The 22,783-nt window shown below is 67.0% G+C and carries 18 protein-coding genes; 6 read left to right on the plus strand and 12 right to left on the minus strand.

Going from position 1 to position 22,783, the window contains the following annotated elements; genetic code table 11:
* Nucleotides 1-10: 10 nt before the first annotated feature.
* From PYV00_RS08190 to PYV00_RS08215, 6 genes are all read right to left on the minus strand, one after another.
* The gene (locus tag PYV00_RS08190; protein WP_275227795.1) at nt 11-1,270 is read right to left on the minus strand and encodes a M20/M25/M40 family metallo-hydrolase; all 1,260 of its coding nucleotides are present in this window, start codon (nt 1,268-1,270) and stop codon (nt 11-13) included.
* Between the two features lie 179 nt (nt 1,271-1,449).
* Complete coding sequence (locus tag PYV00_RS08195) at nt 1,450-4,605, minus strand: WD40/YVTN/BNR-like repeat-containing protein (protein ID WP_275227796.1); 3,156 nt, start codon at nt 4,603-4,605, stop codon at nt 1,450-1,452.
* 394 nt (nt 4,606-4,999) lie between these two features.
* Nucleotides 5,000-7,186 carry a TonB-dependent receptor gene (locus PYV00_RS08200; protein WP_275227797.1) on the minus strand — a complete coding sequence of 729 codons (2,187 nt, stop codon included), beginning with the start codon at nt 7,184-7,186 and terminating at the stop codon, nt 5,000-5,002.
* 59 nt (nt 7,187-7,245) lie between these two features.
* Entirely contained in the window at nt 7,246-8,034 is a 789-nt protein-coding gene (locus PYV00_RS08205) for an ATP-binding cassette domain-containing protein (protein WP_275227798.1), read from the minus strand.
* Nucleotides 8,035-8,036: 2 nt separating this feature from the next.
* Nucleotides 8,037-9,083, minus strand: a complete 1,047-nt coding sequence (locus tag PYV00_RS08210; protein WP_275227799.1) for a FecCD family ABC transporter permease — start codon at nt 9,081-9,083, stop codon at nt 8,037-8,039.
* Nucleotides 9,084-9,091: 8 nt separating this feature from the next.
* Nucleotides 9,092-9,982, minus strand: coding sequence for a heme/hemin ABC transporter substrate-binding protein (locus PYV00_RS08215; RefSeq protein ID WP_275227800.1), 891 nt, complete (start codon nt 9,980-9,982; stop codon nt 9,092-9,094).
* A 294-nt stretch (nt 9,983-10,276) separates the two neighbouring features.
* Here PYV00_RS08215 and PYV00_RS08220 point away from each other — a divergent pair, with 294 nt between their 5' ends.
* A complete protein-coding gene (locus PYV00_RS08220) occupies nt 10,277-11,041 on the plus strand; it encodes a sulfite exporter TauE/SafE family protein (RefSeq protein WP_275227801.1) in 765 nt (254 codons plus the stop codon).
* 9 nt (nt 11,042-11,050) lie between these two features.
* Here the strand turns inward: PYV00_RS08220 and PYV00_RS08225 are convergent, their stop codons facing one another.
* On the minus strand, nt 11,051-11,383 hold the full coding sequence (locus PYV00_RS08225; protein ID WP_275227802.1) for a hypothetical protein: 333 nt from the start codon (nt 11,381-11,383) through the stop codon (nt 11,051-11,053).
* Between the two features lie 49 nt (nt 11,384-11,432).
* On the opposite strand from PYV00_RS08225, the gene PYV00_RS08230 reads away from it, so the two are divergent.
* Nucleotides 11,433-12,560, plus strand: coding sequence for a serine hydrolase domain-containing protein (locus PYV00_RS08230; RefSeq protein ID WP_275227803.1), 1,128 nt, complete (start codon nt 11,433-11,435; stop codon nt 12,558-12,560).
* A gap of 21 nt (nt 12,561-12,581) precedes the next feature.
* On the opposite strand, the gene PYV00_RS08235 is transcribed toward PYV00_RS08230, so the two are convergent.
* Together PYV00_RS08235 and pdxH are read right to left on the minus strand one after the other, a co-directional pair.
* On the minus strand, nt 12,582-13,511 hold the full coding sequence (locus tag PYV00_RS08235) for a cation diffusion facilitator family transporter (protein WP_275227804.1): 930 nt from the start codon (nt 13,509-13,511) through the stop codon (nt 12,582-12,584).
* A 10-nt stretch (nt 13,512-13,521) separates the two neighbouring features.
* Nucleotides 13,522-14,130, minus strand: a complete 609-nt coding sequence (pdxH, locus tag PYV00_RS08240; RefSeq protein ID WP_275227805.1) for a pyridoxamine 5'-phosphate oxidase — start codon at nt 14,128-14,130, stop codon at nt 13,522-13,524.
* A 211-nt stretch (nt 14,131-14,341) separates the two neighbouring features.
* Here pdxH and PYV00_RS08245 point away from each other — a divergent pair, with 211 nt between their 5' ends.
* The 3 genes from PYV00_RS08245 to fabI are packed head-to-tail and all read left to right on the plus strand — an operon-like array spanning nt 14,342 to nt 17,130.
* Nucleotides 14,342-15,289, plus strand: coding sequence for a DnaJ C-terminal domain-containing protein (locus tag PYV00_RS08245; RefSeq protein ID WP_275227806.1), 948 nt, complete (start codon nt 14,342-14,344; stop codon nt 15,287-15,289).
* 24 nt (nt 15,290-15,313) lie between these two features.
* Nucleotides 15,314-16,330: a YihY/virulence factor BrkB family protein gene (locus PYV00_RS08250; protein ID WP_275227807.1), complete on the plus strand. Its 1,017-nt coding sequence runs from the start codon at nt 15,314-15,316 to the stop codon at nt 16,328-16,330.
* Nucleotides 16,327-17,130 (plus strand): enoyl-ACP reductase FabI, encoded by an 804-nt coding sequence (fabI, locus tag PYV00_RS08255; protein ID WP_275227808.1) that lies wholly within the window; start codon nt 16,327-16,329, stop codon nt 17,128-17,130. The genes PYV00_RS08250 and fabI overlap by 4 nt, the downstream gene beginning before the upstream one ends.
* Nucleotides 17,131-17,150: 20 nt before the next feature.
* Here fabI and PYV00_RS08260 read toward each other — a convergent pair whose 3' ends face one another.
* Complete coding sequence (locus tag PYV00_RS08260) at nt 17,151-17,606, minus strand: nucleoside deaminase (protein ID WP_275227809.1); 456 nt, start codon at nt 17,604-17,606, stop codon at nt 17,151-17,153.
* Nucleotides 17,607-17,721: 115 nt separating this feature from the next.
* On the opposite strand from PYV00_RS08260, the gene rpmB reads away from it, so the two are divergent.
* Complete coding sequence (gene rpmB / locus PYV00_RS08265) at nt 17,722-18,009, plus strand: 50S ribosomal protein L28 (protein ID WP_275227810.1); 288 nt, start codon at nt 17,722-17,724, stop codon at nt 18,007-18,009.
* Nucleotides 18,010-18,122: 113 nt separating this feature from the next.
* Here the strand turns inward: rpmB and PYV00_RS08270 are convergent, their stop codons facing one another.
* Nucleotides 18,123-19,139 carry an esterase-like activity of phytase family protein gene (locus tag PYV00_RS08270; protein WP_275227811.1) on the minus strand — a complete coding sequence of 339 codons (1,017 nt, stop codon included), beginning with the start codon at nt 19,137-19,139 and terminating at the stop codon, nt 18,123-18,125.
* 255 nt (nt 19,140-19,394) lie between these two features.
* On the minus strand, nt 19,395-22,361 hold the full coding sequence (locus tag PYV00_RS08275; RefSeq protein WP_275227812.1) for a TonB-dependent receptor domain-containing protein: 2,967 nt from the start codon (nt 22,359-22,361) through the stop codon (nt 19,395-19,397).
* Nucleotides 22,362-22,783 lie beyond the last annotated feature (422 nt).

Genomic DNA, 22,783 nt, shown 5'->3' on the forward strand with positions numbered 1-22,783 from the left:
GGCGCGAAGGTCATTTCATGCCGGCAGTCGCCAGGATGGTGGCCAGGTCGATCTTCTGCAGGCGGACGTTGGCGTCCTTCTCGATCCCGATCCATTCGTCGAGCGAGTGGCCGCGTCCGCCGCTGGCTACCCGGCCGATGGTGATCGCGGGAATGCCCAGGCTGATCGCGATGTTGGAATCGGTCGAGCTGGAACTGTAGCCCACCCTGATCCCTTCGGCCGCATAGGCCGCCGTGGAGAACTGGACGATGTCGGCCGCCTTGTCGGTCTGGCCGGCCGGGCGCTCGCCGATCTGCTTGACGTCGATCGTGATCGGCCCTTCTTTGGTCGATCGCGCGGCGTTCTCGGTCGCGACCGCCTGGTTCAATATCTCGAGAAAGCGCTGGTCGACTTTCGCCAGCTCGACGGCGCTTTCGGAGCGCATGTCGAATTCCATCCACACCTCGCGGGGGATGGCGTTGACCGAGGTGCCACCACCGACGACGCTGGCGCTGTAGGTGGTCTTGATGCCTTGCGGCACCGGGATCTTGTAGAAATCGACCACGGCCTGCGACATCGCCGCCATCGGATTGACCAGCCCGAAAGCGCCATAGCTGTGGCCGCCCGGCCCCTTGAAGGTGACGCGGTAGCGCTTCGATCCGGCCCCGCCGGTGGTGATCGAATCGAGCCCGCCACCATCGAGCGAGAAGAAGGCGCTCACCTTGTCCTTGTACCGCCCCTTGCCAAGCAGGTAGCGCACGCCGCGCAAGTCGCCCGCGCCTTCCTCGCCCACCGTGCCCATGAACAGCACGTCATCGCGCGTGCGGATGCCGCCGGCGTTCATCGCGTCGATCAGGCTGAGCAGCGTGGCAAGGCCCGCGGTATCGTCGCCCACGCCCGGTGCGAACAGCTTCTCGCCCTCGCGCCGCACCTTCACCGGCGTCCCTTCGGGGAACACCGTGTCCATGTGCGCCGAGACGACGACCAGCCCGCCGCCGCCCGTTCCCTTGCGCATACCCAGCACATTGCCTTCGCCGTCGATCTCGACATCGGTAAGGCCGCGCGCCTTGAACATCTCCAGAAAGGCCTGGGCGCGCGCCGCTTCCTTGAACGGCGGCGAGGGAATCTCGGTCAGCGTGACGATGGTATCGACCCATTGGCCGTGACCGGCGTCGAGAGCGGCGACCGCCTTCTTGAAGGCCGCGCTCGCCTCGATCCGCTTGATCTCGGCGGTCGCCTTGGCGGAAGGCGGGGACGAGGGCACCTCTGCCGAAACAGCGGTGCCGGCCATCAGCAGAACAAGGACGGTCGGGAAAGCAAGGCGCATGGTCAACTCCAGGGGAAGGACAGTTCGCAGGGGCTGCCCGCGCGGCGAGGGCGGGGACGCCGGAGGGCGACGGCTGGCCGGCGCCCCAGGGCGTTCGGCCAGCCGCGCATCACGCAACGGGTGTGGGGGAAAGGCCCGTTGGATCAATCGTTGCTCTCGGTTTCCTCATCGTCGTCGTCATCGGCGCGATAGGTATAGTCGCCTTGCAGGAACGCCTCGATCTCGGCCGTCTGCACCGGGCCCAGCACGCTGTTCAGCTCGGCGGTGATGGCGTCGATCTTCGGGCGCAGTTCCTGATAGCGCTCGATCGCATCGCGGCCCACCTTCTGGTCGGTCGCGTTGGTCAGGCTGTAGAGATAGCCGACATGGGTCTGCAGGCCGGGATGGCTGTAGCGGATCGGCGGGGTGAGCAGCCGGTCGGCGATCGCCTTCAGCGCCTTTTCCTTGGCCGCATCGGGATGGTCCTTCAGCTCGGCCAGCGCGTGGGTGAGGCGCGAGACGTTCAGGTTGGTGTCGTTCACCAGTTGCAGCACGCGCATGTTGTGCTCGAACTGCGCGACAAGATCGGCATCGGTCACGCCGCTGGCCAGCACGCGCGGATCTTCCACGATGGTGAGCGGCTGGCGCATGGTGGTGCCGCCGATCGACATCTCGATCGTATAGCTGCCCGGCGCCGCCACCGGCCCGGCCGGGAAGCGCGAACGGCCGCCTTCGCCCGGCCGGGTCGCGGCCGGCTTCACTTGCGGCTCGCCCGAATAACGCAGATCCCAGATGAAGCGGTGCATCCCCGGCTTGGCTTCAAGGCTGGTGGCATAAGACGGGCGATAGCTGCCAAGGCCATCCTCGCCGCCACCGCCGCCTTCGCCCTCGCCGCGCGGCGCGGCGCCCTCGCTGGTGAAGCGCCGCACCACGGTGCCCGCCTTGTCGAGGATCGAGAGCGTCACCGGCCCGGCATTGCCGCCCGGCGCGACGTAGTAATCGATCTGCGCGCCGGGCAGAATATATTCAGGCCCGGTGCCGGGGTTGGGGCCCTTGTCGGCCCCGGCGTTGACCCGGATCGCCGTGGCGGGCTTGTAGAGCCGGCTGGCCTTGCCGGCCTCACCCTCGGCGGGAAGCTGGCGCAGCACGCCCAGGTTGTCGAGGATCCAGAAGCCGCGGCCCTGCGTGGAGAAAGCCAGATCGCCATGCGTCAGGCGGATATCGGTGACGGGCACCGCCGGCAGGTTGAGCTGGAAGCTCTGCCATTTCGCGCCGCGATCGAACGAGACGTACATGCCGAACTCGGTACCGGCATAAAGCAGGCCCGGCCGCTCCGGGTCCTCGCGGATCACGCGGGTCGGCTCGTCCACGGCGATGCCGTTGCGGCCGTCGGTCAGCTTGGTCCAGGTCTTGCCGTAATCGTCGGTGCGGTAGAGATAAGGCGCGAAATCGCCCAGCAGATAGCGGTAGATCGCGACATAGGCCGTGCCGGGGGCACGAACGCCCGGCTCGATATTCTGCACGCGTCCGCCCGGCGGCAGACCCTTGGGCGTGATGTTCCGCCAGCTCTTGCCGTCGTCCTGCGTCACCCAGAGCAGGCCGTCGTTCGATCCGGCCCAGATCACGCCGGGCTTCAGCGTGCTTTCGCGGATCGCATAGACCGTGGAATAGACTTCCTCGCCCGTGGCATCGCGCGTGATCGGCTCGCCCGAGCCATATTGCTTGTCGGCGGGATTCGCCGTCAGGTCGGGGCTGATCTTCTCCCAGGTGACGCCGCCATCGCGCGAACGGTGCACATATTGCGAACCGTAATAGATCGTGTTGGGCTCGGTCGGCGAAATCTCCAGCGGCGCGACGCGCTGGAAGCGATAGCGCAGCTCCCTGGGATCATTGCCGTAAAGCGATTCGGCGCCGATCCAGAAGCGTTCCTCATTGCCGTTGGTGCGCATGTCCAGCCGGCTGAACTGCCCCTTGCAGCCGCCCCAGACGAAGTTCGGATCGTTCAGCTTGGGGATGATCGGCCCGGTCTCGCAGCCCGGCCCGACCTTGAATTCCTGCCCGTCACCCAGGGGGAGCGAGGGCACGATCACGGTCGTGTTGTCCTGCTGCGCGCCATAGAGGCGATAGGGGAACTGATCGTCCACGGCGATCTGGTAGATCTCGGACGTAGGCTGGTTGGCCTGCGTGCTCCAGCTCGTGCCGCCATTGAGCGAGACGTTGGCGCCGCCGTCGTTCGCCTGGATCAGGTAGCTGGAATTGCGCGGATTGATCCACACGTCATGGTTGTCGCCATGCGGCGTGCGCTGGGTCTTGAAGGTCTTGCCGCCGTCGGTCGACTTGAACCAGCCCTCGTTGCCCACGAACACGACATCGGCGTTGTTGGGATCGACGCCGAGCGTGGTGTAGTAGAACGGGCGCGTGGTGAGCCGCGTCTCGCCGTTGACCAGCGTCCAGCTCGCGCCGGCATCGTCCGAGCGGTAGAGGCCCGCGCCGGGCTTCGCCTCGATCAGCGCATAGACCCGGTTGGGCGCGGCCGCGCTCACGCCGATGTTGGCGCGGCCGAACAGGCCGGTGGGCAGGCCGCCGCCCAGCTTAGTCCAGTGATCGCCGCCGTCGGTCGACTTGTAGACGCCGCCGTCGGTGCTGCCCGAGATGATCGACCAGGGCCGGCGCAGGCCGTGCCATATCGTGGCATAGAGCACTTGCGGATTGCCGGGCTGGTATTCCACGTCGGCGGCGCCGAGCTGATCGGTGACGAACAGCACCTGCTGCCAGGTCTTGCCGCCGTCGCGGCTGCGGTAGACGCCGCGTTCCTTGCTGTTGGTGAAGGGGTTGCCGATCGACGCGACGAACAGTTCGTCGGGGTTGGCGGGGTTCACGCGGATCGTGGCGATCTGGCCGACATCGCGCAGCCCCATGAACGTCCAGGTCTTGGCGCCATCGACCGACTTGTAGAGGCCGCGCCCGATCGACACGTTGCTGCGGATCTTCGACGATCCGGTGCCGGCGTAGATGATGTTGGGATTGCTGTCGGCCACCGCCACCGCGCCGATCGATCCGACCGAGATCTGCCCGTCGGTGGTGTTGGTCCAGCTCTGGCCGGCATCCGTGGTCTTCCAGACGCCGCCGCCGACCGTGCCCATGTAGAACGTGAAGGGCTGCGAAGGCACGCCGGTGACGGTGGTGACGCGGCCGCCGCGCCACGGGCCGACCTGGCGATAATGCAGGTCCGACCACTGGCTTTCGTCGTAATCGGCATAGAGGGGCGTGGCGAGGAGGCAACTGACGCCGAGCAAGGCGAACCAACGAGTGAACTTCATGAAAGGCCCCTTTTTTCAATCTGGCGGAAATGGTCGAAGGCGGAACGGCTCATCGGATTGGGCGGGCGCGCGAACGATCGGACAGACAAGCCTGAGATTCCGACATCGATTTCCCCCTTTATCGAACGATGCGTGACAAAAAGCGGTACTCTTCCCCCATCCCGAGTCCCACGGCTCCGTTTGGCTTATGGATTTCCGGCCGGTACGGCTTTGCCGCTCCGCTGCCCCGGGTTCCGCAACCCGCGCAGCATATCGCCGCTAACCTGTCACAAAGCTGTCGCTGCCCGAGCGATGCGGCGGTTCATGCGTCAGGCGCGCGCCGCCGCTCCGATCCGGCGTGGCCGAACCGGAGTGGCACCGGCCACCCCGCGAGGGGCCGGTGCCGCTTCCTTGCTTACAGCGCCTTGGCGGCCAGGCTGACGAAGAAGGTCCGGCCCTGTCCGGGGATGGCGCCGCTGCCGGTGCCGGCGGCATAGTCGTAATTGCGCTTGTCGCCGATGTTGCTGACGCCGGCACGCACCGTCCAGGGGCCGTGCAGCAGCGCGGCCGACAGGTCGATCATCGTGGCGCCCGGCAGGGTCCGGGTCTCGCCGGTATCGCCGAAATAGGCGCTGCGGTAACGCAGGCCGGCGGCGAACTGCAGCGTGCCCACCGCTTCTGGCAAGGCAAGGTCATAGCTGGTCCAGACATTGCCGATCCGTTTCGGCACGCTGGGCACGCGATTGCCGATCTGGCCGGGGTTCTGCGGATAATCCACCAGCACCGGGTCCTGCAGCGTGAAGTTGGCAATGATGTTCCACGCCGGCACCGGGCGCAAGGTGAGGTCGGTCTCCCAGCCCTTCACGCGATAGGAAAAGACCTGCGATACATCGAGATTGTCGACCAGGATGATGGTGTAGACGTTCTTGCGCGTGGTGCGGAACAGCGAGGAGGACAGCGCCAGCCACTTGTCCTGGCGCACGCGCAGGCCAGCCTCGATCTGCGTGCCCTTTTCCGGCACCTGGCCAATGCTCTGCGGTTCCTCGGTGTTGAAGATCGGATAGCTGTTGCTGGCATAGCCGCCGAACAGCGCGAAGGCATCCGCCAGTTGATAGACCGCGCCGACATCCCATTCGAAGCGATCATCCTTGCGGACCACCGGCTGGCCGGGCACGAAGGCGCAAGTCGTCGCCTGGGGCGGATCGCACGGATGCTCGGACCCCGGATTGACCGGAATGGCCGAACGACCCTCGGCCGATGTCCTGAACCAGTCCTCACGGCCCGACAGGCGCAGCTTGAGGCGCGGCGTGAGGTCGATCTGCGCCATGGCGTAAAGGCCATGGAAGCGGCCGTCGATATCCGCGTCGTTGCAGCTATGGCTCCTGTCGCACAGGAAGTTGAGCGCGGCCAGGCTGGTCTCCGGCGTCACGGGCGCGCGGATGTCGGCGATATTGGGCAGGTCCGCCGTGGCGCGGCGCGTGGTCGCGCTGACCTTGCGGTATTCGAAGCCGGCCAGCAGCGTCACCGGCATGGCGCCGGCCGAGAAATGCCAGGTCGGCTCGGCCTGGACGACGAAATCGTGGATATTGTCGGTCTGCTGGCGAAGCTGCCGGCCGGTGAGCGAATACGTGCTGCCCGCCGCCGTCAGCCGGCCGCCGGCGTTGCGCGCCAGATCGACGTCACGATCGGTATAGGCGGCGCGCAGATTGACCACGAGGCTCTCGTTCAGCGTCCAGGCATCGCTCAGGAAAGCGCGCTTGATCGTCTGGTCGGCATAGGCGAACGGCGTGTAATAGCGGTTGCCCCGGTCGACATCGGCGGGCAGGCCAGTGCCGCTCGGCGGCGAGAACGGCAGGCCGATCGAATCGGGTCGGATCTCGATCCGGTGGTATTCCAGCCGGGCGATGATGTCGTGATTGGCCGGATGAAAGCCCAGCGAGCCATAGACCTCGCCGGTCTTGTTGCGCCGGCCGCGCTGGCCATCCGAATGCTGGAAGCCCCCGTCCAGCCGCGCGCTGACGCCCGAAGCCAGCGGCGCGTTGAGCGAGGCATTGGCCGTGATCGTCTCGAACGAACCATACTGGAGGGCGCCGTTCACGGCGAACGTATCGGTCGGCCGATAGTGGACCAGGTTGATCGTGCCGCCCGGCGCGGTGGTGCCGAACAGCGCGGAGCCCGGCCCCTTCAGCACCTCGACCCGCTCCACCCCGGTCAGCCCGTGGACATAGCCGCCCAGATCCGAGGTCGTATCGGGCAAGCCGTCGTTGAGGAACGTGACGTTGAGCCCGCGCGAGACAAAGCGGTCATAAAAGCCGAAGGAGAACTGTCCCCCCTGAACCAGACCGCTGACGTTGCGCAGCGTGTCGCGAAGCTGGGTGGCGCCCTGCTGGTCGATCAGCTCGCGCTGGACCACCTGGATGCTGCGCGAACTGTCGAACAGCGAAGTGCCGATCTTGTCGACCGCGGGCGCCAGATCGAACGGCGTGGTCGAGGGCGCGGTGACGACGATGGTCGGATCGGGCGGCGCATCCGCCGCCATCGCGGGCATCGCGCCGAGCGCCGTGGCCATCGCGCCAAGCGATGCCCAGCTTACAACATGCATTTTCATCATTTCCCTCACGTCTGCTTTTAAAACCTGACTCTTTATTATATTATTGTTTTCTAAAGATAAAATCGCAACATCGGCCGGCCGTCGTCATCCAGCGCGGTCGCCCGCACGTCGAAGATGCGCCGGACCAGATCGGTGGAAACAGCGCCTGGATCTTCCACGACATCGTGCAAGCGGCCGTCGCGCAGGAAGATCAGCCTGTCGCCGTAACGCATCGCCAGATTGAGATCGTGCAGCGTGACGATGATCGTGCAGCCGCGCGCAAGCAGGCCGCGCACGATCTCCAGAATCTGGAGCTGGTGATGCACGTCAAGGCTGGCGATCGGCTCGTCCAGGAAGATGGTGCGGGCGGGCGGCGGCGTCTCGTCGCTCCACACTTGCGCCAGCACGCGCGCGAGCTGGACGCGCTGCTGCTCGCCGCCCGAAAGCGTGGGATAGATCTGGCGGCGCCGGGCCGCCATGCCCACCATCTCCAGCGCGGCATCGACGATGCGCCGGTCCTCGCGGCCGGGCGCGCGCGCGAAATGCGGATAGCGACCCATCAGCACCACTTCCTCGACCGTGATCGCGAAATCGATCTCGACATGCTGCGAAAGGAACGCGCGCTGGCGCGCCAGCGCCCGCGCATCCAGGCCGAACACGTCGCGATCGCCATGCAGCACGCGTCCGCCGGTGGGCTTCAGGCGGCCGGCGGCGATCCGCATGAGCGTGGACTTGCCCGCGCCATTGGGGCCGAGGATGACGTTCATCTTCTCCGCGGCGAAGGCCAGGTTCACCGGCTCAAGGATCGTCGTCTTGCCGATCGACCAGCGCACATCCTCAAGGCGGATCGCCGCGTCCATCGTCAGCTCGCGATCCGGCGGCGGTAGGCCAGCAGGATCCACAGAAAGATCGGCGCGCCGATCAGCGCGGTGATGATCCCCACGGGCAGTTCGGCCGGGCGGATCACCAGCCGGGCGACCACGTCGATCGCTTCCATCAGCAAGGCACCCGACAGGGCGGATGCCGGCAGCAGGAAGCGATAGTCGGACGAGCGCAGCAAGCGCATCATGTGCGGCACGATCAGGCCGACGAAGGCGATCACGCCGACCATCGCCGTCGCCACCGAAACGATCAGCGTGTTCAGGACCAGCAGCCGGAAAACGAGCCTGTCCGGGTCGAAGCCGATATAGGCGGCATCGTCCTCGCCCAGCATCAATGCGTTCAGGTCCTTGCCCCGCCGCAGGATGAACACCAGGCAAGGCACGAAAATCGCGGTGACGAGCAGGCTGCCGCGCCAGTCGGCGGTGGTGAACGTGCCCAGGTTCCAGAACGTAATGTTGCGCGCCTGCGGATCGCGCGCGATGTACGACAGGAAGCCCGTGCCGGCATTGCACAGCGCGTTCACCGCGATGCCGGCCAGCAACAGCGCCAGCACGTCGGTATGGCCGAAAAGCGTGGCGATCCGGTAGACCAGCAGTGTCGCGAGAAAGCCGCCAAGGAAAGCCATCACCGGCACGGCCGCCGTGCCCAGCGGGGAAGTGAAGGCCAGCGCGGTGTTGCCGAACACGAACATGAGCGATGCGCCCAGCGCCGCGCCGGAGGACGTGCCGGCCAGCCCCGGCTCGACGATGGGATTGCGGAACAGGCCCTGCATCAGCGCGCCCGACAGGCCCAGCGTCGCCCCCGTCACGCCGCACAGCAGCACGCGCGGCAAGCGCAGGGTGACGAAGACGTTGAGGTCAAGCCCCTCTTCGGGCGCCACCGGGGCGATGCCCAGCCCGTGGCGCACGAAGCGGAAGATCTCCTCGGGCGGGAAATAGAACGAGCCGACACTGAGCGACAGCAGCAGCGCGCCCAGCAGGGCGCACGCCAGCAGCACATGGATCTGCATCCAGGACAGCCGGCCCATCGCCCGCGTCAGCGCGCCGGATGCAGCCAGCCCGCGATCTTGCGCAGCGAGGCCGGCGTCCGTGGGCTGAAATACATGATCTCCGTCTCGAAGATGCGATGGATCCGCAGGCTCTTGGCGGCCGGCGTCAGCGCCACCCCGGGCAGATCGCGGAATTTCGCCGCCGAGCCATACCGATCAAAGCCGACATCGGTGGCGATGATGATGTCCGGCGCGCAGCGCGCGATGATCTCCGGCGTGAGGCGGGCCATGCCGCCCACCTGATCGAGCGCGTTGACGCCGCCCGCCCAGCGCACGATCTGGTCCGCCGGGCCGCCGCGCGAAAGGCCGAGGTAGCTGTTCCCGATCTGGCCGAAATGGATCATCAGCACGCGCGGATGCGGCCCACGGGCATAGCGCGCCATCTCGCCCAGCGCGGCCTTCATCCCGGCCTGCCAGCGCGCCACCACGGCTTTCGCGGCGGCCTGGCGGCCGAAATAGGCGCCCAGCTTCAGCATCAGGGCCTGCGCCGTCTCGGGCGTATCGCCCGGCGCCATCGTCTGGACCGGGATGCCCACGGAGCGGACTTGCGCCAGCACCGGGTCCGGCCCGACATTGCCATCGGTCAAGAGCACGCTGGGCCGCATCGAGATGATGCCCTCCGCGCTCAGCGCGCGATGATAGCCGACCGAGGGCAGCCTGGTGATCTGCGGCGGGTAGATCGAGGTGAGATCGCGCGCGACCAGGTGCGATTGCGCGCCGATATCGAAAATGAACTCGTTGATCTGCTTGGAAACGCAGACCACGCGGTTGCCGGGCCCGGCCGCGACCGCGCGGCCCGGCAAGGCCGCCGCCACGCCGGCCGCGAGCAGGAGCCGGCCGGCATCCCGGCGGGAAAAGAGAGTGGCATCGGCTGGCATGGGAACCTGGCTTTTCTGGGGGGGCGACCTATTGTAACAAAATGTTACTGACGCACTCTGACATAAAGCTGTCGCGCAACGCAATAAAAAGACGCGGCCGCGCGCGCGGGCATCGGCGCGATTCGGGCTGATTCTCCCGCGAAAACAAGGCGCGCGGTCCGCCGCCGACGGTAACGATGGTCGTTCCGGCGCGCGCAAAGCGCGATTTGGCGCGGCTTAAAAAAATCTACTCGATAAGTAGAGAAAATAGAGTCTACTCACGAAGGCGGCATTCTTCGCGAGGAACTGATTCGAATGGACTTTGGCGGATTCGATCTTGCCGCGCTGCTCCCCTTCATCGCGGTGGGCTTCGCGGCGCAACTGGTGGACGGGGCGCTGGGCATGGCCTTTGGCGTCATTTCCAACACGCTGCTGGTCGCCGTCCTGGGCGTGCCGCCGGCCTCGGCCTCGCAACGCGTGCACATCGTCGAATGCTTCACCACCGCCACCTCGGGGATCAGCCACCTGCTGCATGGCAATGTCGACAAGCAGCTTTTCCTGCGCCTGCTGGTGCCCGGGATGATCGGCGGCGTGCTGGGCGCCTATTTGCTGACCTCGCTGGACGCCAGCGTGGTCAAGCCCTTCGTGCTTATCTACCTGACCGCCGTGGGCGTGTGGCTGCTGGTGCGCGGCCTGCTCTATCCGCCCCAACTCAAGGAGGCCAGGCTGATCGCCCCGCTCGGCCTGATCGGCGGCTTCCTGGATGCGGCGGGCGGCGGCGGCTGGGGGCCGGTGGTGACGTCCAACCTGCTGATCCAGGGCGCCGATCCGCGCAAGGTGGTCGGCACCGTCAACACCGTCGAATTCTTCCTGACGCTGACCGTCTCGGCCACGTTCATCTGGCATCTGGGCCTGGCCAATGTCGCGGGCGCGACGCTGGGCCTGCTGATCGGCGGCGTGCTGGCGGCCCCGCTCGGTGCCTGGGGGGCCAAGCACATTCCGCCCAAGCCCATGCTGATCCTGGTCGGCTGCGTCCTGGTGATCACCAGCCTGTTCGGCGTCTGGAAGGCCTGGCATTAAAGGCCGGACTTATTGGTCCCAGCGCTCCAGCACGCAACCATGCGCCGCGTCGTACGTCGCGGTCTGGCGGGCGAAGACGAGGTAGCGCGCGGTCACGCCATGGGCCTCGTCGTTCGCGCTCAGCATGATCGGGTCCGGGCCGAGATCGCCCTTGCACGAATCCACCCCGCGCCCCGAGATGAAGTGGCAGACGCAGCCGGTGCGGGCCGCGTAGGCGGCGCTTGCCCGGCCCTTGGCCGCCAGCGCCGACCACATCGTGGCCAGCAGGCCCGCGGCCAGCGCCAGCCCCAGCAGCAGCACGTTGCGCTTCCAGCGTGAAGGCTGCCGCTGCCGCAATCGCATTGTCTTGGCTGTTGCCATCCGCTCCCGCCTCGCACATCACACCGCCATCATGACGCCGCGCCGGCTCCCCCATATCCTCGCACTGCTTGCCCTGCCAGCCCTGAGCGGCTGCGGCGGCAAGGCGCCGCCACCCCCGCCGCCGCCCAGCGCGCAGGCCGAAGCCGCGATCAAGGCCGATGGCGGCGCGGCGCACGCGGTGCTGGGCCGCGCGATCGACGGATTGTTCGACGAGGAGGCGGTGGGGCAAACCCGCGCGCTGCTGATCGTCAAGCGCGGCTCGGTCATCGCCGAGCGCTATGGCGAAGGGATCGGCCCCGGCACGCGCCTGCCCGGCTGGTCGATGGGGCAATGCGTGACCGGGGTGATGGTCGGCCAGCTCGTCAGCGACGGGCGCCTGCGCCTTGACGAGACCGCGCCGGTCCCCGCCTGGCAGCGATCGGGCGACCCGCGCGGCGAGATCACGCTGCGCCAGCTCCTGCAGATGCGATCGGGCCTGCGCCACAGCGAAGGCGCCGGGCTGGACCCTGGCTCCGACCGCGCGCGGATGCTGTTCCTCGACGGGCGCGACGATATGGCGGCCTATGCCGAATCGCAGCCGCTGGAGGACATGCCCGGCCGCGTGTTCGAGAATTCCTCGGCCACGCCGGTGATCCTGGCCGATCTGGCCGCGCGCGCGCTGACCGACAGCCGCGATCCCGAGCGCCGCCGCCAGGCCGTGGCCGATTACTTGCGCACGCGCGTGCTCGATCCGATCGGGATGCGCACGACCGTGGCCGATTACGACGCGGCCGGCACCATGATCGGATCGAGCATGATCCACGCCAGCGCGCGCGACTGGGGCAAGCTGGGCGACTTCCTGCGGCACTATGGATCGGTGAACGGCGGCCAGATCCTGCCGCGCCGCTGGATCGAGTTCATGCGCGCGCCATCGCCGCGCAATGCCGGCTATGGCGCGCAGCTCTGGCTCAACGGGCCGCAATCGACCGGCCGGCAAGCGCTGTGGCCCGGCCAGTCGCCGGCCAATCTCTTCGCCTGCCTGGGCGAAGGCGGCCAGTACCTCGTCAGCTCGCCCGACCAGTTGCTGACCGTGGTGCGCCTGGGTCATTCCGAGCCGGAGCAGGAAGCCGCGCTGCACGATCGGATCGGCGCGCTGCTGCGGCTGTTCCCCGGCGGATAAGGCCCTTCGCGACGCGGCGGATCACCGCGCCGTGGCGGGATCGTGCGGCAGGATGTCTTCGGCGGCGCGCCCCCGCTCGTCGATCAGGCCGTTCGGATCGGGGTGGATCAGGATCTCGACATCGGGAAATTCGCGGCGCAGGCGGATCTCGATATCGTCCATCACGCGGTGCGCCTCGCGCACGGTGATGTTGGGATCGACCCAGACGTGGAACTGGACGAAATCCTGATTGCCCGAAGTGCGCGTGCGCAGATCGTGCACGCCGGTGATTTCCGGGTTGCGCGCCAGCAGCGCCAGGAAGCGCTGCTTCTTCTCCTCGGGCCATTCGCGGTCCATCAGCTGCTCGATCGCCGCGCGCGAGGCGCGCCATGCGCCCCAGCCGAGCCAGCCGGCGATGCCCAGCCCGAAGATCGGATCGGCCCCGGCGAAGCCGGCGTACTGGTCCAGCGTCAGCGCCAGGATCACCGAGAGGTTGAGCAGCAGGTCGGATTCGTAATGCACGTTGTCGGTGGCGATCGCCAGGCTGCCGGTACGCCGGATGACGTGGCGCTGCCACAGGATCAGCGCCAGCGTCACCACCATTGCCGCCAGCGACACGCCGATGCCTTGCGCCGCCGCCTCGGTGCGCGCGCCGGCCAGAAGCTGCTCCGCCGCGCGCGCGGCGATGCCGATCGCCGAGATCGAGATCAGCACGATCTGGAACAGCGCCGCGATCGCCTCGGCCTTGCCGTGGCCGAAGCGGTGCTGCTCGTCCGCCGGCTGCGAGGCGATCCACACGCCCGCCAACGTGGCGACGCTGGCGACAAGGTCGAGCGTGGTATCGGCCAAGCTGCCGAGCATCGCGGTCGAGCCGGTGGCCCAGGCCGCCCATGCCTTCAGCCCCAGCAGGATGGCGGCGACAGCGATGCTGGCCATGGCCGCGCTGCGGTTGAGGTTGGCGCCCCGGTTCATCGCCAGCGGCTCACGGATAGAGCAGCGTGCTGGACCAGCCCGCCCCCTCGCGCACGAAGCGGCGGCGCTCGTGCAGGCGATAAGGGCGATCGTGCCAGAATTCGATCGCGCGCGGGGTGACGCGAAAGCCCGTCCAGTGCGGCGGCCGGTCCACCTCGCCCTCGCCGAAACGCGCCTTGGCCGCTTCATAGCGGGCCAGGAACGTCTCGCGCGCGTCAAGCGGGGCCGACTGGTCGGACGCCACCGCGCCCAGCTGCGAATCGCGCGCGCGGCTGTGGAAATAGGCATCGGCCGTCGCATCGTCGACGCGGGCGATCGGGCCTTCGATGCGGATCTGGCGTCGCAGGCTCTTCCAGTGGAACAGCAGCGCGACATTCGGGTTGGCCTGCAGTTCCCCGCCCTTGCGGCTGCGCGCGTTGGTATAGAAGACGAAACCGTCCGGGCCATGGCCCTTGAGCAGCACCATGCGCACCGACGGCAGTCCGTCCGCCGTCGCCGTCGCCAGCGCCATGGCGTTCGAATCGTTCGGCTCGCTCGCGCGCGCTTCGGCATACCAGGTGTCGAAGAGCGCGAAGGGATCGCCGTGCGGGATCAGTTCTTTGGTCTGTTCGGTTTCCATTGCATCTTTCCTGTGCGCCAGGCCCCCGCCGGCCGCGTTCCGCGCCCTGCGTTCCAGCCGCCAGCCCCATCGGCGCACGATCGCGCCGGGGCATTGATCCCGAACAATCGGAACCGGGGCCGGATGCATTGCCGAACAAAGCGATAGCCGCACGAACCTTCGGTGGAAAGCGCCGCTTGCCGTGGCGCCCGCGGGCACCTAGCTATGCAGCATGGCAGCAGATCCCTATTCCATCCTGGGCGTTTCCAAGGGCGCGAGCGAAAAGGACATCAAGTCCGCCTATCGCAAGCTCGCCAAGGAGCTTCACCCGGACACGAACAAGGACAACCCGAAGGCGACCGAGCGCTTCAGCGAAGTGACGCGCGCTTATGACTTGCTGTCCGACAAGGACAAGCGCGCCCGCTTCGACCGGGGCGAGATCGATATCGACGGCAACCCGACGATGGGCTTCGGCTATGGCCCCGGCCCCGGCGGCACCGCCGGCGGGCACCAGGGCTTTGGCGGCGGCGGCTTCGAAGGCTTCTCGGCCGAAGGCGTGGACCTGGGCGACATCTTTGGCGACCTGTTCGGCGGCCGGGGCGGCGGCGGTGGCTTCGGCGGCGGGTTCGGCGGCGCGCGCCCGCGCGGTCGCGCCGCGCCGAAGGGCGCGAACGTGCAGTACCGGCTTTCGGTCACGCTGCCCGATGCCGCGCGGCTGGCGCCGCAGCGCATCACCCTGTCCGACGGCAAGACGATCGACCTCAAGCTGCCCGCCGGCCTGGAAGACGGCACGCAGATGCGGCTGGCCGGCAGGGGGGAACCCGGCGGCGGCGGCAATGGCGATGCGATCGTCACCATCCATGTCCAGTCGCACCCCTTCTTCCGCCGCGAGGGCGACGATGTCCGGCTGGACCTGCCGGTCACGCTCGACGAGGCGCTGGGCGGCGCGAAAGTGCGCGCGCCCACGGTCGATGGCGCAGTGATGCTCTCGGTGCCGCCGGGCACCAGCTCGGGCAAGGTGCTACGCCTGAAGGGCAAGGGCTTTACCCGCAAGGACGGCAGCCGGGGCGACCAGCTGGTGACGATCGAGATCACCTTGCCCGAAAGCGACGGCGAACTCGCCCGCCGGCTGGAAGGCTGGCGCGACTCGCGCGACGTGCGCGCCAGACTTGGCGTCTGACCGGCATCCCGACAGGACGGCGCGGTGCAGGAGCAACCGCTGAAGGACACCCCCGCGCCGGCCGACCTCTCGCCCGAGGCCCGGCGGCGGTCCGCGCTTGCCTGGCACGGTGACTGGCGGGACCGGGTGAGGCGCCGCGCCGGGCCGGGCACGCGCGCTTTCGCGATCGTGCTGCGCGTGGCGAACGGTGCCTGGCGCGATGGCTTCATCCATGCCGGCAACCTGGCCTACATGACGCTGCTGGCCCTGTTCCCCTTCTTCATCGCGGTGGCGGCGATCTTTTCCGCGATCGGCGAGAAAGGCCAGCTCAACGCCTCGATCGACGCGGTGCTCACCGCCTTGCCGCCGCGCGTGGCGCAAGTGCTGGGTCCGGTCGCGCGCGATGTCGCCTCGGCGCGGCAGGGCTGGCTGCTGTGGATCGGCGGCCTGTTCGGCCTGTGGACCGCCACCAGCCTGATCGAGACGATCCGCGACATTCTCCACCGCGCCTATGGCACGCCGCAGACGCGCGCCTTCTGGCACTACCGGCTGGTTTCCACCGGCGTGATCTTCGCCTCGGTGCTGCTGCTGCTGATCTCGCTTTCGGGGCAAGTGGTGATCGCGGCGGCCGAGGAGATCCTCGTCACGCTGTTCCCCCGGCTCGATCCCCTGTTCAACGAACTGGTGCTCTCGCGCCTGATCGGCGCGCTGATGCTGTTCGTCTCGATCTATCTGCTGTTCGTTTCGCTCACCCCTTCGGCCTACCAGCGGCGGCTGTTCCCGAAGTGGCCGGGCGCCCTGCTGGTGACGGTGTGGTGGGTGATCGTGGCCTTCGCGCTGCCCCGGGTGTTGCGCACATTCTTCACTTATGACCTGACTTACGGCAGCCTTGCGGGCGTGATGATCGCGCTTTTCTTTTTCTGGCTAGTCGGACTAGGGATGGTGGTCGGCGCCGAGCTCAACGCGGCGCTGGCGGTGACGCCCGAGGAGCGGGGCCTCGATCGATTGAGCGAGGCGGATGCCTCGGAACAGCTTGAATGGAAACGGGAAGAGAGCGAATGACCGGTCTGATGCAAGGCAAGCGCGGGCTCATCATGGGCCTGGCGAACGACAAGTCGTTGGCCTGGGGCATTGCCAGGAGATTACAGGAACACGGGGCACAGATGGCGTTCTCCTATCAGGGCGAGGCGCTGGCCAAGCGCGTGCGCCCGCTGGCCGAAAGCCTGGGCAGCGATTTCCTGATCGATTGCGACGTTGCCGACATGGCCTCGATCGACACCGCGTTCGCCCGCCTGGCCGAACGCTGGGAGACGATCGATTTCCTCGTCCACGCGATCGGCTTTTCCGACAAGAACGAACTGCGCGGCCAGTATGTCGATACCAGCCTGGAAAACTTCCTGCTGACGATGAACGTCTCGGCCTACAGCCTCGTCGCCGTGACCAAGCGGGCCTGCGCGATGATGCCCGATGGCGGCTCGATCCTGACGCTGTCCTACTATGGCGCCGAAAAGGTCATTCCCCATTACAACGTGATGGGCGTGGCCAAATCGGCGCTGGAAACCAGCGTGAAGTACCTGGCGAACGATCTGGGTCCGCGCGATATCAGGGTCAATGCCATTTCCGCCGGCCCGATCCAGACGCTGGCCGCGCGCGGCATCGGCGATTTCAACTATATCCTCAAGTGGAACCAGCTCAATTCGCCGCTGCGCCGCAATGTCACGATCGAGGACGTGGGCGGCGGCGGCCTCTACCTGCTCTCGGACCTGTCGGCCGGCGTCACGGGCGAGATCCACCATATCGACGCGGGCTACAACGTCATCGGCATGAAGCAGGAAGACGCGCCGGATATCTCGCTGGTGTAAGGCGGGGCGGGGCCCACGGGTCAGCGCCGCACGCGGAAGAAGTCCTTCAGCAGGGCCGAAGCCACGTCCTCGCCGATCCCGGCATAGACTTCGGGCCGATGCAGGCACTGGTCCTGCTCGAACACCCGCGCGCCATGCTCCACCGCGCCGCCCTTGGGATCGCTCGCCCCGTAATAGAGCCGCGCGATCCGGGCGTGGACGATGGCGCCCGCGCACATCGCGCAAGGCTCCAGCGTGACCCACAAGTCGCATCCGTCGAGCCGTTCGCTGCCCAGCAGGCGCGCCGCCGCGCGAATCGCCTCGATCTCGGCGTGCGATGTCGGATCATGCAAGGCGCGCGGCCGGTTGTGCGCGGCGGCAATTACCGCGCCTTGCCGCACGATCACCGCGCCGATCGGCACTTCGCCCTCGGCGGCGGCGGCCCGCGCCTGGTCAAGCGCGCGGAGCATCGGTTCGGGCAAGGGCCAGCGGATCATGTTCCCGCGCTAGCCTTGCGAAACCCGCCGCGCAACTTGACCTTGTCCGGGTGAATCGCTAAGGGCGCGCCTTCCCGTATTCACGGCAACGCATTTTTTTCGAGCGAGTAGAGACATGTCCCGCATCTGCGAACTGACCGGCAAGGGTCGTCTGACGGGCTGCAACGTCAGCCACGCGAACAACAAGACCAAGCGCGTCTTCCTGCCCAACCTGCAGAACGTCACGCTGCTGTCCGACGGGCTGGAGCGCAGCTTCAAGTTCCGCGTCTCGACGCACGGCCTGCGTTCGGTGGAGCACAACGGCGGCCTCGACAACTGGCTGCTCAAGGCTTCGGACGACACGCTCAGCCCGCGCGCGCTGAAGGTGAAGCGCGACCTCAAGAAGAAGCAGCAGGCCGCCTGATTTCCCGCCCTTCGGGGCAGGAACAGCGCTTGTCCAAGGCGTGCGGAGCTATCCGCGCGCCTTTTCGCTTGTCCGGGGTGGGCTGGTGCCGCCGTGCGCCGACAGGCGCATCTCTAAGGCAAGCGCGCGGGATCGACCACCAGCTTCCACAGCAGGGTCCGCTGGAACACGCCGTGGTTGTCGTCGGAGACCAGCCAGACGGCCAGCGTGCCATCGGCTTGCGACCTGATCGCCATGGCTTCGAAGTTGTCGATCGGCAGCGATGAGCTGAGCCTGGCGACCACGCGCGAAGGCCAGATCCCGCCCTCGCGGATCGTGCGGGGATCGGCAATCACGATTCGCCCGGCAAAGCGCGCCGGCATGGGCCAGACCAGCCGGCGCATCAGGATCAGCACGCGCCCGTCGGGCATCTGCGCCATGTCGGTGGGGGCGAACTGGGCCGGCCCCTCGAAGGTAAAGCGCCGCGCGCGCGGATGCGCGATCGGATCGCCGGGAAACAACAGCGCGGCGTGGCGGCGGCGCTCGAACCAGCCCTTGGCGGCTTCGCGCAGCAGGACGAAGCGCCCATCGTGCAGGCGCACCATCGCCTCCGCCCCCGAATTGATCCCCCAGTCACGCATCGTCGGCGGCGCGATCCGGGCCGAGAGGCGGCGATCGGCGCCCATGCGGAAAATCGTGTTGATGCCTTCCTCGGCCAGCCAGATGCGCTGGTGGGCGAAGTCGGCCGTGGCCGATTCGAAATCATGAAAGCCGCGCGTGTTGCGCCGGGCGTCTTTGGGACGAAACCATTCGGGCCGGGCGCCTGGCCCGTCCGGCGGCGCGATGATCAGGCCGAAGCCGCCATCGGCGATCATCATCAGGCGCCCGTCGGGCAGCGCCAGCATCGCCGAATAGCCGCCGAACTGGCGCCGGCTGTTCGACAGCCGCCACACCCCCGCAAGCCGGAATGCCCCCAGATGCGGGCGCTGCACCGCGGGCGCGGGCACCACAAGCGGGATCACATGCACTTCACGCTCGATGACCCGGTGCCTCGGCCGATCGCGCCACAGTATTCCCGGCGCCAGCCCGACGGCCAGCAGCGCGAGCGCCGCGAGCCGCAACGGGCTCGGCCAGCCGCGCCGCGTTGTCATCGGGGCGATGATGCCGTCCTTTCGGCAAGGCGGGGGTTTGGGCAAAAGCAAGCGCGCCGCAAGGTCACGATAAGCGGTTCCAGTCTGCGATCCGATGCATGGGCCCAGGCCGCGTGCATATGCCGATAGCGTGCATGACACAATGCATCGTCACGCCAGCCGTCGGGGCAAGCGCATGGCGCCGCCACAACGGAAAGGGGGCGGCCCTTGCGGACCGCCCCCCGAAGTCGCCTTCAAGGCGGTTGTCAGGCCGGGTTAAAAATCGACCTTGGCGCCCAGACGGAAGTAGCGGCCGACGATGTTCGGCTGACCCCAGGCCGGGTTGTACTGGAAGATCGAGTAGGCGGCCGAAGGATCGAACTTCGGATCGATGCCCAGCACGTTGAGCACGTTGGCATAGAGCGAGAAGTTGTCGTTGACCTTGACGTTGGCCGAGAGATCGACGTTCCACTGGCCGCCGATCTTGCACTTCACCGGCGAGCCGTCCTGATAGGCGACGACCGAAGCGCCGATGCTGTTTTCGCAATCGCCCTTGATCCCGCCGTAATCGACCGAGGCCAGATCATAGCCATCGGTGTAGTAGGCGGTGGCGGTCAGCGCGACCTTGCCCATGGTGAAGGTGTTCTGCCACGAACCGCGCCACTTGGGCGAGCCCGAGCACGAGGTGTAGTCGCAGGGGCTGAGCGAGCCGTCATAGCGTTCCACCGCGCCCGTAGCGCGGATCACTTCGTACTTCAGCAGGTAGGTCGCGTCGAACGAACTGAACCAGTTCACATTGCCGAAGTCGCGCGTGATCTGGGCACCGAAGTCGATACCCTGGACGCGTTCCTCGTCCGCGTTCTGGAACGAGAACTGCAGGAAGCCCGGCAGCGCGCGCGCGTTCGGGTTCTGCGGATCGGCCACGCCCGGCACCACGATCACGCCCGCGACCCCATCCGTCGCACCCGTACGCAGATAGGCGTCGAGCGCGGCGGTCTGATCCTCGGCCGAGATGTTCGAGATGACGTCCTTCACCTTGATGTTGAAGTAGTCGACCGTGAAGCTCACGTCGCGGATCGGTTCGAACACCGCACCCAGGGTCCAGCTCGTCGACTTCTCGGAATCGAGCGCCGGGTTGCCGATCGAGGTGCGGCCCAGCGAGTACTGGCCGGTGGCGTAGGTGTTGTTGCCGTGCGAGGCGCAGAAATCGGCGTAAGTCTCGCAGTTGATCGACGTCGTGGTGTAGCCGGTGGTCGGCAGGCCATAAGCTTCGTTGAACGAGGGGATACGGAAGCCCTTCGACCAAGTGCCGCGCAGCACGAGCTGCTCGATCGGCTTGAACTTCACGCCGAACTTCGGCGAGAAGTTCTTCTGGCCCGACGAATACTTGTCGTAACGGCCCGACGCGTCGATCTCGAGCTGGTCGAGGACCGGCGCGCTGACTTCGTAGAACGCCGACTTCACGTTGCGGCTGCCGACGGCGCCGACCGCGTTGATCGTGAAGTAGCGATCATAGGGATGCGTCAGGTTTTCGGGGTTGGCCGAATCGTCGTTGATCGATTCCTTGCGGTAGGACAGGCCGACCGCCGCCTGCACGTCGCCGCCCGGCAGCGCGAACAGCGCCCGGCTGAGGGTCGCCTGGGCCTGCCACAGCTTCGAGGTCGAGACCTTCGAATTGCGCGGCGCGACATAGTCCCGCACTTCCTGGCTGTTCAGCCAGGGCTGGGCGAAGTTGTACGACCCGTCCGCGATCACGTCGGCAAGACGCTGCGGGATCAGGTAGTTGTCGCTGATGCGGGTGAGGCGCACTTCCGACGCGGTGAAATCGACGTTGTAGTGCCAGTCATCCTCGCTGCCGAACGAGCCGGCGATGCCGGCCTGCGCGCGCAGGGCGCGGGCATTGGTCTCGACCGTCTGCGGCTTGTCATAGCGGGCGCGGATGATCGCGTTCTGGCCCGAAGCGGCGAACGGGTTGTTCGGGTTGAGCACGCCGTTGGTCGCGTCGCAGCCGCTGCTGACGTTGACGTTGTTGACGAACGTCGCGGTACCGGCGGAGCAGACATAGACGGGCAGCACCACCGAGGTCCATGTCGCCGGGCTCGGCGGCGGGGTGTTGGCGGGCCACGCCGTCGGCGTCAGCTGCGTGTAGGTGTGGGTGTGCATGTAATCGAACGACACATAGGCTTCCGCCTTGTCGCCGATGCGCGCGGTCGCACGGCCAGCGAAGCCGTAGCGTTCGGTTTCCGGGCGAATCGTCGCGTAGAGCTTCTTCATGTCCGCCTGGCACTGGCTCGGCGCATAAGTGGTGCCGGCCGCGGTCGCGGGCAGGACCACCGAGGAACCACCGAAGGCCCCGCAATCGCCGTTGAGGAGCTGGTAGACGCCGTTGCGCGTGCCGGTGGCCGTGGCAGGAGCGACGATCGGGGCGAGCGGGATGGTCGAGCCGCCCAGGCTGCCGTTGGCATTGACGCCGAAGGTGTACCAGCGGGTCGGGATCGCCATGCACGAGCCGGCATCGTTACAGATGCCGCTGAGATCGCCGGAGTTCCAGGGATAATCGCGGTTGCGCGCCCAGATCTCGTCGTTCTTGCGGTACATGCCGCTGATGTAGACGTTGAAGCCATCGGTATCGAGATCGCCGTAACCGGCGGTCAGATCGAGGCGCTGCTCGCCGCCGTCACCCTTTTGTGCAAGCCCGCCCGAAGCGTTCAGGTGAATGCCCGTAACCTGCTTCTTGGTGATGACGTTGACCACGCCGGCAACCGCGTCCGCACCGTAAGTCGCCGAAGCGCCGTCCTTGAGGACTTCGATACGATCGATGACCGCGTCGGGAATGGTGTTGAGGTCGACGAAGTTGCGGTGGCCGTCATCCGCGACCGGATAGGGCGCCATGCGCATCCCGTCGAACACGGTCAGCGTCTTCTGCACGGTCAGGCCACGCAGCGAGACGGCGTTGGCGCCGGCCGCGAAGTTGTTGCCGTTGTTCCAGCCTTCCGAGATCGTGCCCGAACCGTTGGCCGACAGGCGCTGCAGTGCTTCGGCGGCGGTGTTGATGCCGCGCTGCTGCATGTTGTCCGCGGAAAGCACGGTGACGGGCGACGGCGTCTCGGTATCGGTCCGGCGAAGGATCGAGCCGGTGACGATGATGATCTGCGAATCATCCTCTTCCGCGCTGGTGCCCGGAGTGGACTGTGCGAAGGCCGGTGCCGCGCAGAGACCTGCGCCGAGGGCGAATATCGCCACACCGGTTTTCAAACCGAAATTGGGTTTCATTGCTTGTTTGTCCCTTTTAGCTGCGGCTGCTGCCGCGACCGAAGAAGCACATACCTGCCCTTACCCGTGTGCCTTACGGGCTTTGCCCCCCGACGCCGTAGAATGAGAAATGGACGCCAAGGCAGGCAGTATGATGCGCCCGGTCTAGGCACAGTCGTTGCGCCGCAAAACAAACCTTTAGGGGCGTGCAAGTTTTTATTTGCCCGATGTCACTAAAATGCCACAGGAATGCATCAGACAGGCCGGATCGCCTGCGGCAGTCGCGCTGATCAGGCCGCAAGTTGGTTGCCGTTACGCGCCATTTCGCGCAATCTTGGCGCGGGTGATCAGGTGTCGCAACGATGCAACGCCGATGGCTTCGCCGCGATCGGGTTCGCCGCAAAGGCACGACG

Source organism: Novosphingobium album (ex Liu et al. 2023) (assembly GCF_029076845.1).
In the GTDB taxonomy this organism is placed as follows: domain Bacteria; phylum Pseudomonadota; class Alphaproteobacteria; order Sphingomonadales; family Sphingomonadaceae; genus Novosphingobium.